Origin of the sequence: Caulobacter mirabilis, assembly GCF_002749615.1 — a bacterium.
In the GTDB taxonomy this organism is placed as follows: Bacteria; Pseudomonadota; Alphaproteobacteria; order Caulobacterales; family Caulobacteraceae; genus Caulobacter; species Caulobacter mirabilis.
This window is the reverse complement of sequence record NZ_CP024201.1, coordinates 3,466,644-3,480,811: the sequence shown is the minus strand read 5'-3', so window position 1 is coordinate 3,480,811 and position 14,168 is coordinate 3,466,644. Positions and strand designations below refer to the sequence as shown.

Below are 14,168 nucleotides of genomic sequence, written 5' to 3'. Positions count from 1 at the left end.
CGCGCGGGACGTCGATCCCCTCGCTCCCGCGCGGCCGTCCTTTCCGAACTTTCGGGCCGCGATCGCGGCCAAGGACGAGATCTTGGAACAACAGTTCGATTTGGCCGTGGTCGGCGCCGGCGTCGTGGGCCTGGCCCACGCCCTGGCCGCCGCCCGTCTCGGCAAACGGGTCGTGGTGGCGGACCGCGACGCCCAGGCCAACGGCGCCTCGGTGCGCAACTTCGGCTTCGTGACCGTCACCGGTCAGGCGCGCGGCGAGGTCTGGCGGCGGGCGCGCCGATCGGCCGCCGTCTGGGGCGAGATCGCCGGACCGGCCGGGATCGACGTCCTGCAGCGCGGCCTGACCATGGTCGCGCGCCGGCCGGAGGCGAAGGCGGTGCTGCAGGCCTTCCTGGAGACCGAGATGGCCGAGGGTTGCGCCTGGCGTGACGCCGACGGCCTGTCCGATCGCCTGCCGGGCGGCGGGGAGATCCTGGGCGGTCTGACCAGCGCCGTCGATCTTCGCGTGGAGTCCCGCACGGCCATTCCGCGCCTGGCGGCCTGGCTGCAGGCCGTGCACGGCGTGACCTTCCTGCGAGGCGTCGCCGTCCGCGGGGTCGAGACCGGACGACTGGAGACGACGGCGGGGCCGATCCGCGCCGACGCGATCGTGGTCTGCCCTGGCGACGACCTGGTCACTCTGTTCCCGGACCACTTCACGCGCGCCCAGGTGACGCGCTGCAAGCTGCAGATGATGCGCCTGGGCGATCCGGGCTGGCGTCTGCCGGCGCCGGTGATGTCCGACCTCGGCCTGGTCCGCTATCTCGGCTACGCCGAGCTGCCGGAGGCCAGGGCGCTGCGCGCTCGGCTGGAGGCCGAACAGCCTGCCCATCTCGAGCATGGCGTCCATCTGATCGTCGTCCAGAGCGCCGACGGCTCGCTGGTGGTCGGCGACAGCCACCACTACGCCGCCACGCCCGACCCGTTCGCCCGCGACGACGTCGACGCCCTGATCCTGGACGAGTTCGCCGCCGTGTTCGGCCAGGCCCCGCCGCCGGTGCTCGAGCGCTGGACGGGCACCTATGCCTCCGCCTCGGGCCCCAGCCTCGTGGAAACGCCCCTGCCGGGCGTGCGGCTCGTGACCGTGACCAGCGGCACAGGCGCCTCCACCGGCTTCGGCCTGGCCGAGGAGGTGATCGCTGATCTGTACGATCTGTCGCAAGGAGCCGCCGCATGAGCCGGTCTCTCATCCAGGCCGTCGTCTTCGACTGGGCCGGCACCATGGTCGACTTCGGCTGTCGCGCGCCTGTCGCGGCTTTGCGCGATGTGTTCGCCGAAGCGGGAGTCGAGATCTCCGAAGCTGAGGCGCGAGCGGATATGGGCAGGGCGAAGCGGGATCACGTGCGCGCCTTGCTCACCCTGCCGCGCATCGAGGCCCTGTGGCGCGAGCGTCATGGCGCGGCGCCGGCCGAGGCGGATGTCGGCCGCCTGCACGACGCGGTCGAGCCGCGGATGGTCGCCGCTGCTCGGGCCTGCGCGACCCTGATCCCTGGCGCGGCCGAGATCGCCGCCGACCTGCGCGAGCGGGGCGTCCGCATCGGTTCGACCACAGGCTACACCCGGCGGATGATGGCGGACGTGCTGCCGCTGGCGGCCGAGCAGGGTTATGCGCCGGAGCTGGTGATCTGCGCCGGGGAGACTCTCCACGGCCGTCCGTCGCCCCTGATGATGTGGAAGGCGCTGGTCGAGCTCGGCGCCTGGCCGGCGCGTGCCTGCGTCAAGGTCGACGATGCCGAGGTCGGCATCGGAGAGGGGCTCGAAGCCGGGGCCTGGACGGTCGGACTGTCCGCGTCCGGCAACGGCGTCGGCCTGGACATCAAGGCGCTCGAAGCGCTGCCGGCCGCGGAGCAGGCGGCGCGGATCGGAGCGGCCGCTCAGACGCTCCGCGCGGCCGGCGCCCATTACGTGGTCGAAAGCGTGGCTCAGCTCGGACCCGTTCTGGCGGAGATCGAGACGCGGATCGCGCGCGGAGAGACGCCGGAGCGGGCGCGGTGAGCGCGACGGATGCGAAGGGGCGGATCGGGCGCTGGCTGACGCAGGCGCCGCCCTGGGCGTTCGCCGCCTATGGCGGTCTGGCCGCCTTCGCCGCCTACTTCTCGATGTACGCCTACCGCAAGCCGTTCGCGGCGGCGGACTATGGCGACATCGTCGGCTGGCCCTTCGTCCTGGACTTCAAGATCGCGCTGGTGATCGCCCAGGTCGCCGGCTACGCCCTGTCCAAGCTGGTCGGCATCAAGGTCGTGTCAGAGATGCCGCCGGGCCGCCGGGCCGCGGCGATCCTGATCCTGGTCGGCGGCGCGGAGCTGGCGCTGGTGCTGCTGGGGGTCCTGCCGCCGGCGTTCGCGCCGCTGGCCCTGTTCGCCAACGGCCTCGGGCTGGGCATGATCTGGGGGCTGGTGTTCGGGTTCCTGGAGGGGAGGCGGCTCTCCGAAGCGCTCGGCGCCATGCTGTGCGCCAGCTTCATCCTGGCCTCCGGCGTCGTGAAATCGGTCGGCAAGACCCTGCTGCTGATGGGAGTCCAGGAACTCTGGATGCCGGCGCTGACGGGCCTGCTGTTCGCGCCCCTGCTGTTCATCGCGGTCGCCGGCCTGGCCCAAATGCCGCCGCCGGACGCCGCCGACGAGGCCGAGCGTGTCAGGCGCGCGCCGATGTCGGCCCGGGATCGCATGGCTCTGTTGGTGGCGCACGGCCCCGTGCTGGCCGTCCTGGTCGCCGTCTATGTGCTGCTCACCGCCGTCCGGGACTTCCGCGACAACTTCTCGGCCGAGATCTGGGCCGAGCTGGGCTTCAAGGACGCGGCGGCGATGTTCAGCGTCTCCGAGCTGCCGATCGCCGTGGCGGTGTTGGCCGCGCTGGCCGCCCTCAGCCGGGTGAAGGACAACCGCCGCGCCGTCGGGTTCAACCTGGCCTTCATCGGCGGGGGGCTCGCCCTGCTCGGCGCGTCGACCGGTCTGCATCAGGCGGGAATGCTGGGGCCGGTCGCCTGGATGACGGCCAGCGGCGCCGGCCTCTACCTGGCCTACACCCCGTTCAACGGAATTCTGTTCGACCGGATGATCGCGGCCACCGGCACGGTCGGTACGGCAGGCTTCCTGATCTACGTCGCCGACGCCAGCGGCTATGTCGGCAGTGTCGCGCTGTTGCTGGTCAAGGCGTTCGCCCGTCTCGACCTCGACTGGATCGCCTTCCTGACCAACCTGGCCTACGTGACCAGCCTGGTCGGCTTGGCCGGAACGGCGGTCGGGGGCCTGCTGTTCGACGGACGGCGGCGGAACAGGTCTCGCCAGGACGGCCTTGGCGGCCCCTATGTGTCGGGCGCGCCCTCGGCGCCTTGCGACAAGTGAGATGACGACCAGCGCCGCCCGCTGACGGCGGAATGCTGGGTTTTCACCGCCTCCTCCGTTTCAGTCTTTGCGGACCTTCATAATCCCTCCGCAACGGCCGCATAGGAAGGGGGCGGGCCCATGACGGCATGGCGGACGGGTTTGGCCGAGCATCTGCGCGGAGACGAGGGCAGGGTGATCGAGGGCGACGACGCCCTGGCCGCGCTGTCCCAGCGCGCACGTCCGGCCCTGCTGCGCTACTTTAGGCGAAGAGGCCTTTCCGCGCCGGACGCCGAGGACGCCGTGCAGGATGTCTTCCTGCGTCTGTCCCGCCGGCCCGACGTGGCGGTGGCGGAGCATGGAGAGGCCTATCTGTTCGAAACGGCGGCCTCGGTGGCCATCGATCGGCATCGACGGTCGCGGGCGCGTCGGGAAGACCGCCACACCAGCTATGACGAGGCTCTGCACGCCGTCGCCGATCATCCGGTCGACCGCGTGGTGGAGGGGCGCCAGGAGCTGCGGAGATTCATCGACAGCTTGCGCCAATTGCCTGAACGCACCCGCCACGTCGTGCTCCTGGCGCGCCTTGAGCGACTGACGCACGTCGAAATCGCCCGTCGGCTGGGCGTCTCCGTCAGCACCGTCGAACGGCGCCTCGTCAAAGGCATGGCCTATCTGGCCGCCCGTCTGCGCGAAGAGGCGGGGCGATGAAGAGCCTGATGGATTGCACAAGCCTGCGATCGGAGGAGGCCGCCGTTCAGTGGGCGTTGCGCGCCGAAGACGCCATGGACGCGGATGAGGTCGCGGAAATGGAAGCCTGGCTGTCGGCGGACGCGCAGCATCGCAAGGCCTTCGACGCGGCTCTGGCGGCGGACCGTCTGCTGAAGCAGTTCGGCGACGAGGACGAACTCCTGGCCATGCGTCGCTCGGCGCTGAAGGCGCGGCGGGAGCGACGGCCTCTGCCGGCGGCGTTCGCCGCCGGCCTCGTCGCCGCGACCTTGCTTCTGGGCGGCGTCGGCGGCTGGTGGGCGTCGGGCCGCGGCGAGGATTTCGCGAGGGTCTTCGGCGGCGCGCAGACGACGACGGCCCGCTATGTGACGATCCCGGGCGAGCGGGCGACCGTCTCCCTGGCCGACGGCTCGGTCATGACGCTCAACACCGACAGCGTCGTCGAAACCACGTTCGATCGCCGCGGCCGCACGGCGAAGCTTGTCCAGGGCCAGGCCCTGTTCTCCGTCGCCCACGACCCCAGCCGTCCGTTCGAAGTCCTGGCGGAAGGGCGGCGGGTGACGGCGGTCGGCACGGTCTTCGATGTGCTCAGCCTGCCCGGCGAGCTTCGCGTCGCCATGCTCGACGGGGTCGTTCGCGTGTCCACGGACTCGTCGACTCCCGTCCAGACCCTGTCGGCGGGGGAAGTGCTGACGGCGGCCCAGGGCGGGCCGATGACTGTCCGCAAGGCTGACACCAAGCGTCTCGCGGCCTGGCGCGACGGCGTCGTCTTCTTCGAGGAGACGCCGCTGCGAGAAGCCGTCGCCGAGATGAACCGCTACACGCGACGGCGTATCGTGATCGCGGACCCGAGGGCCGAGCGCCTGCGCGTCAGCGGCGCCTTCCGGACATCGGAGGCGGACCTTTTCGCCGACTCCATGGCCGCTGTCTTCGGCCTGTCGCTTCGACAGTCCGCCGACGGACGAGCCGTGCTCTCCACCCAAAGGCCGTAGCAAAAACTTCACGGCGGAAGCTGCGGGGTTTCGAGCCGCGCCGCCGTTCCTGCGAGGAGAGCGGCCTCACTGTGGGGGCCGGCGGGGGCGATTTCACATGACGATCCATCAAGGCCGATCTCCGAAGGCGTGGCTTTTGCTCGGGGCGGCCGCAGCGGCGTGCGTGGCGGCGCCGCTGCCCGCGTTCGCCCAGTCGGGGCGCACGCAATCGGCGACCTTCAACGTCGCGGCTCAGGACCTGGGACCGGCCTTGACGCAACTGGGCCGGGAAAGCGGACGCAGCATCGTCTTCTCGGCCGATCTGGTGCGTGGAAAGCGTACGACGGGTTATCGCGGGCAGGGCGGGATCGAGCGGGCGCTTGACGCCATGCTCAGCGGCAGCGGGCTGACCTACCGCGCCAATGCGTCCGGCGGCTATGTGATCGTCCCGGCCGCGGGCGGCGACGACAAGCCGATGCGCCGGGCCCGTCCGTCCGTTCCGCCGCCGGCCGCGGAAGCGGCTCCGTCGCGCGACGTGACCGAGGTCGAGAACGTCATCGTCACCGCCCGTCGCATGGAAGAGCGGATCATCGACGTGCCGGTGGCCGTCTCGGCCTTCTCGGAGAAGCAGCTGGACGACCGCAAGGTCGAGGGCGGGTCCGAGCTCCTGCGCGTCGTGCCCAACGTGAACTTCTCCAAGGACAACTTCACCGGCTACAACTTCTCGATCCGCGGCATCGGCACCAAGGCGATCTCGGTGACGACCGACCCCGGCGTCGCCGTCAGCTTCAACAACACCGCCCTCCTGCGGAACCGTCTGTTCGAGCAGGAGTACTTCGACGTCGAGCGGCTGGAGGTCCTGCGCGGGCCCCAGGGCACGCTGTACGGCCGCAACGCCACGGCGGGCGTGGTCAACATGCTGCCCAAGCTGCCCGAACTCGATCGCTTCTCCGGGTCGGTCCAGGGCGAGCTCGGCAACTACGACGCTCGGCGGGCGCGCGGCTACATCAACATCCCCCTCGGCGACCAGTTCGCCTTCCGCGGCGCCGGCGCCTACACCCAGCGCACGGGCTACGACCGCAACCTGGTGACCGAGCGGCAGGTCAACGGCCGCGACCTGTGGTCGGCGCGCCTGGGCCTGTTGTGGAAGCCGGACGACCGCTTCAGCGCGAACCTCCTGTGGGAGCATTTCGAAGAGGACGACACCCGCGCGCGCACCGGCAAACAGCTCTGCACCCGGGGCGAGACCCCGACCAGCCTGGCCTGGACCGATCCCTCCGGGAGAGCGCGCACCCAGTCCCTGACCTACACCACCAACCCCTCGACCAACTATTGGCCGCGGGTGAGCCTGACGCCCGGCTGCCAGGCCAAGTCGCTGTTCACCCAGGACGCGTTCAGCGCCCCCAACGGCGTCGGCTTCCCGATCGTGACCGGGATGATCCTGGTCACGCCGTTCTCATACAGGGCGAACACCGTCCCGCGGGACTGGGGCGGTTATCTGTTCAAGATCAACATCGATCCGTTCTCCTCCGCGAACGGAAAGCAGTCCTCCAACCTGCGGGAGATCGAGACCTACTTCGATCCGGTCTTCCGGGCGAAGAACGACGTCATCCAGCTCAACGTCGAGGCGGAGGTCGCGGACGGCCTGACGCTCTACGCCCAGACGCTGTACATGGAAGACAGCTACTACGGGATGCAGGACTACTTCCGCCTGAATCCCCAGGGCGGTCTGATCGGCTGCCGCGACAATCCGCTGCGCACGCCGCTCAAGGAGCTTGCGGTGTGGCTGGGTCCCTGCAGCGGAAACACCGCGGATCCGTTCGGCGGCGGGACCTTCGTCGATCCCCAGCTCGGGACTCTGGACCGCCTGGTGGCGCTCGACCTCAGCAAGTCGAGCAGCAAGCAGTGGTCTCAGGAAATCCGTATCGCTTCGAGCTTCGACGGGCCGTTCAACTTCAACCTCGGCGCCAACTATCTGAAGTTCAGCACCAATGAGGACTACTACGTCTTCTCGAACGCCTTCACGATCGCGGCGATCGGCAACAACGGCACGGTCTGGAGCGGGACCTGCCAGCCGCTGAGCCCCCTGGCGAAGGACGTCAACGAATGCGCCTACATCGATCCGAACCCGATCGATAGGCTGGATGGCCAGGGGCACAACTACTACCGCAACATCAACATCGCGAAGACGGAGTCCTGGGCCGTCTTCGGCGAGGGCTACTACACCGTTCGCGACGATCTGCGTCTGAGCTTCGGGCTGCGGTACACCAACGACAAGAAGACCACGACGCCCATACCGACCCAATTGCTGGGTTCCGCCGGCACGCTGATGGGCACCGGCCCGGGCTCGATCGGCAAGGGTTATCCCCGCTATCCCGACGAGGTCCACCGCTGGGGCGAATGGACCGGCCGGCTGTCGGTCGACTGGAAGCCGGACCTGTCGTTCACGGACGACACCCTCGTCTACGCGTCGTTCTCACGAGGCTACAAGGGCGGCGGCGCGAACCCGCGCGGGCCGGCGGATTCGTCCACCACCAACTACACGCCCTTGGACACCAGCTTCGATCCGGAGTTCGTGAACGCCTACGAACTCGGCATGAAGAACGCCCTGCTGGGCGGGCGGCTGATGCTGAACGCTTCGGCCTTCTACTACGACTACAAGGACTATCAGGTCACCCAGATCATCGACCGGTCGCTGCACAACGAGAACTTCAACGCCAAGGTCTACGGCCTGGAGTTCGAGACGGCCTGGAGCCCGACCCGGAACTTCCGGATGGATGCCACGCTCGGCCTGCTGAAGACACGCATCGCCGGCGGCGAGAAGTCCATCGACATCATGAACCGGACGCAGGGCGACCCCGACTGGATCACCCTGCGTCCCTGGCCGACCAGTCCGGCCACCTGCATCGTGCCGAAGGACATCCTGGGACGCGCGATCGCCGGCGGCGGCAACAACGTCTTCATCAAGATGCTGTGCCCGGGCCCGGTGTTCGGCGAGGGGCTGTTCCGGGACGATCCCAGGAACTTCATCCGGGATCAGTGGGGCGCGGTCATCTACGACCCGCTGAAGTACATCAATCCGAAGACCGGCGTGCACGACACCAACGGCGGCCGGGGCTTCTCGGCCGACCTGAGCGGCAACAGCCTGCCCAACGCGCCGAAGATCACCTTCAACATCGGGGCTCAGTACCGGATCGAGCTTCCGGCCGGCTGGGACCTGACCGTGCGCGGCGACTACTACCGCCAGTCCGAGAGTTTCATGCGCGTCTACAACACCGAGTTCGACCGCCTGAAGAGCTGGGGCAACGCCAACCTGTCCGCGACCCTCGCCCATCCCGGCGAGAACCTGAGGGTTCAGGTGTACGTCAAGAACATCTTCGACGAGACGCCGATCACCGACGGCTTCACCGGTCCGGACGAGACCGGCAACACCACCAACGTGTTCACGCTGGATCCGCGGCTGGTGGGCATCTCGGTGAGGAAGGATTTCTAGCGAGCGTCGTGGTTGCGTGCTCGTTAAGTGCAAATTGGGAGTCGATATTCAAGAATATGAATCTCTACTGACACACTTCTTGGATATACATTGATTGTCGCAGTACTTGTTGTGACAGACGTGCGTATCCAACAGAGATTAACTCCAGAACGCGAGAAATGACCATGAAGAATCTGTCCAAGATCGTCGTGGCCGCTGTGGCTGCCGTCAGCACGATCGCCGTGGCTTCGGCCGCTTCGGCCCAAACCGTCTCCCCGACCGGCCCGGTCACCGTCTCGGGTCAGCTGACCCAAGGCCTGAACGGCATCAGCCTGTTCGACACCGTCTGCAACACCACCTTCACGGGCGTGGCCGACGCCACCGGCTTCACGCTCAACACCATCACCAGCACCCGCGTCAGCGGCATCCTGTCGTGCGACGACGGCATCGTCCTGCCGGTGCGCATCAACGCCATCTCCTCGAGCCAGCTGTCGATCGAGGAACTGGTCGTCGATACGCGCCTGGGCAGCTGCTCGGGCACGGACATCGCGGTGCCCTGGGACAACGTCAACAGCCGCGTCACCGTCCCGACCACGGCGATCGGCTTCTGCCGTCTGTCCGGCACGCTGACGGTCTCGCCAGCGACCACCATCAACTAAGGCCGCTCCCCACGGCCCAGGGACGGCGCGCGGTTCCGCGTCGTCCCGCCCTTTTTTCCTGTCGGAGGCAGTGTCTCGTGCGTCTTCTCATCTCGGCGACCCTTCTGGCGGTTGCTCTTCCGTGCGCCGCCGGCGCCGCGCCCGAGGCGTCGTCCCGCCCCGTAGGCGCGACTCCGCTTCAGACCGAGGCGCCGTCGCTCAGCCTGGATACGCCGATCGCGAAGCTGGTCGCCGACCCGGCCGCGAAGGGTCTGCTGGACCGCGAACTGCCGGGACTGACCACCCACGCCTACTACGAACAGTTCAAGGGGCTGACCCTGAAGGCGCTGCAGCCGATGTCGGGCGGCCTGATCTCGGACGACCGGTTGAAGGCCGTCGAAGCAGGCCTGAAGGCCCTGAACGCCACCGTCGCCCGCTGAGGACCAGGACGCGTCGTCGGTGAGCTTCCGTCGCTTCATCCTAAGCCTGGCGGCAACGATCGCCCTCGGCGGCTGCGCGACGGGATCGGGCATGACGCCCATCAACGGCCCGTTGCGGCCGGGATCCGAGGTCGCCGCCGCTCCGCGTGATCTCGGTCTTTCGGGTGAAGCGGTAGCGCTGGCCTTCTCCGGCGGCGGCGCGAGGGCGGCGGCGTTCTCCTACGGCGCTCTCCTGGAGCTCCGGGACCGGCGCCGGCCGGACGGCCGTCGATGGATCGACGAGGTCGCTTTCATCACAGGGGTTTCCGGCGGTTCGCTGACCGCCGCCTGGTTCGGACTCCATGGACCCGGCGGGCTCGAGGGCTTTCGATCGACCTTGCTGGACAAGGATTGGCAGGCGGCCGTCCACGATCAATTGGCCTGGCCCCTGAATTGGCCTCGGCTGCAGCGCGGCGGGCTGAATGGCCGCGGCAGGATCGCCGACTGGCTGGACCGCGAGGTGTACGGCGGCGCCCGGATGGCGGACCTGTCGGGGCCGCCGGTCATCCTGAACGCGGTAGAGTTGTCGACCAGCGTGCCGTTCGCCTTCGCGCGGCCCTGGTTCGAAGCGATCTGCAGCGACCTGGACGGTGTCCGCGTGGCCGACGCCGTGGCCGCCTCCGCAGCCTATCCGTTCGCGGTTCGGCCGGTCGTGCTGGAGACCTTCAACCGGGGCTGCGCGCGGGCTTTGCCGGCGTGGGCTCGAAACGCCGCCGCGGCGCGCGACGGAGACGTCCTGACGCGCGACACCGCCCGGGCCTTCGAGGCCTTCAGGGATCCCAATCGGCTGCGCTACGTCCATCTGTTGGATGGCGGCGTGGTGGACAACTACGGGCTGTCCAGTCTGCTGGTGCTGCAGACGGCGTCGGAGCGGCCTTACGGCCCGATGCTGTCGGCGTCGGACGCCGTGCGGCTGAGCCGCCTGCGGGTGATCGTCGTCAACGGCGAACGGTTGAGCAATCGCCCCTGGGGCCTGACGACGCAGGGCCCCAACGGACTACAGGTGATGGAGGCGGTCGCCGACCATTCCACGGATGCAGCCAAGCGCAACGCCTACGACGCCTTCCGCGGCTATCTGGAACGGTGGGAGGGCCAGACCGTGGCTTGGCGGTGCGGTCTGACGCCGGAGCAGGCGCGTGCGCTCGGCGCTCCCGACGGATGGCGCTGCGGCGACCTGAGCTACTCGGCCGAGATGATCGCCTTGGCGGATCTGCCGCCTGAGCGCGCCGAGGTGCTGCTCCGTATCCCGACCCGTCTGTCGCTGTCTCGCGCCCAGATCGATCTGAGCATTCAGGCCGGGCGGGACGCCATGGCGCGGGTTCTGCCGTGAGCCGGTCCGCAGCTTCGAAAGGACGTCGATGATGAACGGAGGCTTGCCGCGCCGCGGCCTGCTGTTGGCGGGAACCCTTGGCCTGGGGGCCTTGGCGAGTCCCGGCGGAGCCGCCGTCGCGCGCGACCTGCTGACCGCCAGGGGTTTCACCCACGGCGTGGCGAGCGGCGAGCCCGGCCCGCGCTCGATGCTGCTGTGGACCCGGTACGTCGCGGCGTCGGGCGACGCGGCGCGCCTGACGGTCGAGGTCTCGGAAACGCAGGATTTCAGGCGCATCGTCGTCGGCGGTTCCGTCACGGCTTCGCCCGATCGGGATTGGACCGCGCGTCTGACGATCCAGGGATTGCAGCCAGGCCGGTGGTGCTACTACCGCTTCATCGCGCCGGACGGCTTGATCTCGCCCGTTGGTCGCACGCGCACGCTTCCCGTTGGGCGGGTCGAGCAGTTCGGGCTGGGCGTCTTTTCGTGCTCGAACCTCCCTTACGGCTGGTTCAACGCCTACGCCCACGCCTCGGCGCGGGACGACCTGCACCTGATGGTGCACAACGGCGACTACATCTACGAGTATCCGCGCGGTCGCTATCCCGACGCCGAGAAGGCGATCAAGGATCGCCTGATCGAGCCGGCCAACGAAACGATCCTCCTGGCCGACTATCGTCTGCGGTACGCAAGCTATCGCGCCGACGCCGATCTTCAGCGGCTGCATCGCCTGTTTCCGATGGTGTCCCGGTGGGACGACCACGAGATCGCCAACGACGCCTGGACGGGCGGCGCCGAGAACCACGCCGCCGCCGACGGTGATTGGGCCGCGCGCAAGGCCGCGGCGATCAAGGCCTACCGGGAGTGGCTGCCGGTCTCGGACGCCTCCTGGACCTCCTACGACATCGGGGACCTGGCGACGCTGTTCCAGCCCGAAACGCGTCTGACCGCCCGTAGCCGGCGTTTGGACCTCGGCGAGGTCGCCTTGGGCGCCGAAAACATGACCGCGGCCTTCGCCGATCTGCGCGACAACGTCCTGCGCGATCCCGCCCGTACGCTGATGGGGGCGGAGCAGGAGGCCTGGCTGCGGAAGGGCATGGCGCAGTCGGTCCGGCGCGGCGCCCGTTGGCAGGTGCTGACCCAGCAGGTCGTGATGGGCGACCTGAACATGCCGCCCATTCCCGATGGGCTCGCGGAAAGCCTCAACGTGCCGCCGGAAGGACTCGGCTACCTCAAGGCCGCAACGGCCGCGGCTCAGGCGGGCCTGCCCGTCAGCTTGGACAGCTGGGGCGGATTTCCCGCCGCACGCGCGCGTCTTCTCGCCGCCGCCCAGGCGGCCGACGCCGACCTCGTCGTCCTGTCGGGCGACAGTCACAACGCCTGGGCCTTCGACCTATCCGAGGGCGGACGCCCGGCGGGCGTCGAGTTCGCCGGCCACAGCGTCACCTCGCCGGGCTTCGAAACCTATCTGCCGGTTCCGCCGGAACTGGTGTCCCAGCTTCTGATCGGCGCGAGTCCCGAGCTGAAATGGGCGGACACCAGCCAGCGCGGCTATCTCGCCGTTCAGCTGACGCCCGAGCATGTCACAGGCGAATGGGTCTTCGTCGATACGATCAAGGACCGCAGCGTGCGGACCCGCCCCAGCCGCAGCATGACGGTCGCTCGTGGTCGTCGTCGTTTCACCTCGGAGAGCTGACCATGCCGACCTATCAGGATCCTAGCCGGCGCTCGGTGCTCAAAGTCGGCTCGGCGCTGGCGGTCGGCGGCGTGCTGACGCCGCTGCAGGCCAGGGCCGCTGACGATTGGGCCGATCTGGACGCGACCGGCATGGCCGAGCAGGTTCGCGCCGGGGCGGTCAGCCCGCTGGAGCTGCTGGACGCGGCGATTGCGCGGGCCGAAGCGGTCAACGGACGCCTCAACCTCTTCAGCGAGAAGCTCTACGATCAGGCTCGGGCGCGGGCAGCCGGGATGGAAACCCGCGGAGCCTTCGCGGGCGTGCCCTACCTGCTGAAGGACGAGACGGAGTTGGCCGGTTCGCGTCTTCACCTTGGGTCGAAGATCGACGCCGTCATGCCGTTGTCGACGCGCACCGACCCCACCATCGCCCGCATGGAAGCCGCCGGCTTCAACGTCTTCGGGCGTACGACGATGAGCGAGTTCGGCGCCTTGCCGACGACGGAGACCGCCGCCTATGGCGTCACCCGCAATCCCTGGAGCCTGGATCATACGCCGGGCGGATCGTCCGGGGGGGCGGCTGCGGCGGTCGCCGCGGGGATCGTCCCGATGGCGGACGCCTGGGATGGGGCGGGCTCCATCCGCATTCCCGCCAGCAATTGCGGTCTCGTCGGCCTCAAACCGACGCGCGGCCGCACGACGGGTTCGGACAAGTGGTTTCCGGAACTGAGCCTGGCGAGCCATTTCTGCGTCAGCCGTTCGGTCCGCGACAGCGCCAACCTGCTCGCGCTGGTCGAGTCCGAGATGGAAGGCTTGCCGGCGGTCGGCCGGGTTCAAGGCCCGTCCAGGCGGCGGCTGCGGATCGGCGTGACGTCGTCCAGCTTGAGCGGGCGTTCGCCTTCGCCGGACGTCGCGGCGGCGATGGCGGGCGCCGTAAGGCTCCTCGAAGGGCTCGGTCATCAGGTGCGCGAGGCGGTCTGGCCGCTCGACACCCGGGCCTTCCAGGCGGACTTCACGCAGATCTACCTGGCCTACGGCGACCGAATGGCGGATCGCCTGGCGGCGCACGTCAACATGAGCCGCAAGGTCATGATCGCCGACGTCGAGCCGGCGTCGCGCACCGTGGCCACGATGGGACGGATGATCTCCGAGGCGGCTCTGCGGAAGGTGTTGTCGCGGGTCTCCACCCACGCCTCGGCCTACTACTCTCAGTTCGCCGGTCTAGATGTCGTGATGAGCCCGGTCCTGCTGACGCCGCCGGTCGGGATCGGGGTGATCAATGGCTCGGTGCCTCTAGGGGACCTCGCGCAGAGGCTGACCGGCTACGCCGACTACACGATGCTGCAGAACGCCGTCGGCGGTCCCGCGATCAGCCTGCCGCTTCATCAGAGCAGCACAGGATTGCCCATAGGGCTCCAGTTCGCAGCTGACCGGGGCGGCGAGCGCACCTTGCTGGAGCTGGCTTTCGAACTGGAGCAGGCGCGGCCCTGGGCGAAGCGTCGCCCGCCGGTATGGCCGGCGTGACGGGATCGGC

Annotated in this window: 11 protein-coding genes; all 11 read left to right on the top strand. The window is 68.9% G+C overall.

Annotation, left to right across the window (positions count from 1 at the left end):
* Window positions 1–82 precede the first annotated feature (82 nt).
* The 11 genes from CSW64_RS16565 (at window position 83) to CSW64_RS16515 (ending at window position 14,158) form a co-directional block, all read left to right on the top strand.
* Window positions 83–1,216, top strand: a complete 1,134-nt coding sequence (locus CSW64_RS16565; RefSeq protein ID WP_099623140.1) for a TIGR03364 family FAD-dependent oxidoreductase — start codon at window positions 83–85, stop codon at window positions 1,214–1,216.
* Entirely contained in the window at window positions 1,213–2,034 is an 822-nt protein-coding gene (gene phnX / locus CSW64_RS16560) for a phosphonoacetaldehyde hydrolase (RefSeq protein ID WP_099623139.1), read from the top strand. The genes CSW64_RS16565 and phnX overlap by 4 nt, the downstream gene beginning before the upstream one ends.
* Complete coding sequence (locus tag CSW64_RS16555; protein WP_216361193.1) at window positions 2,031–3,383, top strand: DUF5690 family protein; 1,353 nt, start codon at window positions 2,031–2,033, stop codon at window positions 3,381–3,383. Before phnX ends, CSW64_RS16555 begins: the two co-directional genes overlap by 4 nt.
* A 120-nt stretch (window positions 3,384–3,503) precedes the next feature.
* Window positions 3,504–4,073 carry an RNA polymerase sigma factor gene (locus CSW64_RS16550; protein WP_099623138.1) on the top strand — a complete coding sequence of 190 codons (570 nt, stop codon included), beginning with the start codon at window positions 3,504–3,506 and terminating at the stop codon, window positions 4,071–4,073.
* Window positions 4,070–5,083: a FecR family protein gene (locus CSW64_RS16545; RefSeq protein WP_099623137.1), complete on the top strand. Its 1,014-nt coding sequence runs from the start codon at window positions 4,070–4,072 to the stop codon at window positions 5,081–5,083. The genes CSW64_RS16550 and CSW64_RS16545 overlap by 4 nt, the downstream gene beginning before the upstream one ends.
* Window positions 5,084–5,180: 97 nt before the next feature.
* Window positions 5,181–8,555, top strand: a complete 3,375-nt coding sequence (locus tag CSW64_RS16540; RefSeq protein WP_099623136.1) for a TonB-dependent receptor — start codon at window positions 5,181–5,183, stop codon at window positions 8,553–8,555.
* Between the two features lie 164 nt (window positions 8,556–8,719).
* A complete protein-coding gene (locus tag CSW64_RS16535) occupies window positions 8,720–9,193 on the top strand; it encodes a hypothetical protein (protein ID WP_099623135.1) in 474 nt (157 codons plus the stop codon).
* Between the two features lie 77 nt (window positions 9,194–9,270).
* Complete coding sequence (locus tag CSW64_RS16530) at window positions 9,271–9,612, top strand: hypothetical protein (RefSeq protein ID WP_099623134.1); 342 nt, start codon at window positions 9,271–9,273, stop codon at window positions 9,610–9,612.
* A gap of 91 nt (window positions 9,613–9,703) precedes the next feature.
* Window positions 9,704–10,981: a patatin-like phospholipase family protein gene (locus tag CSW64_RS16525; RefSeq protein WP_150131439.1), complete on the top strand. Its 1,278-nt coding sequence runs from the start codon at window positions 9,704–9,706 to the stop codon at window positions 10,979–10,981.
* 31 nt (window positions 10,982–11,012) lie between these two features.
* Complete coding sequence (locus tag CSW64_RS16520) at window positions 11,013–12,656, top strand: alkaline phosphatase D family protein (protein ID WP_099624304.1); 1,644 nt, start codon at window positions 11,013–11,015, stop codon at window positions 12,654–12,656.
* Window positions 12,657–12,658: 2 nt separating this feature from the next.
* Window positions 12,659–14,158, top strand: coding sequence for an amidase family protein (locus CSW64_RS16515; protein WP_172448600.1), 1,500 nt, complete (start codon window positions 12,659–12,661; stop codon window positions 14,156–14,158).
* The last annotated feature ends 10 nt before the right edge of the window (window positions 14,159–14,168 follow it).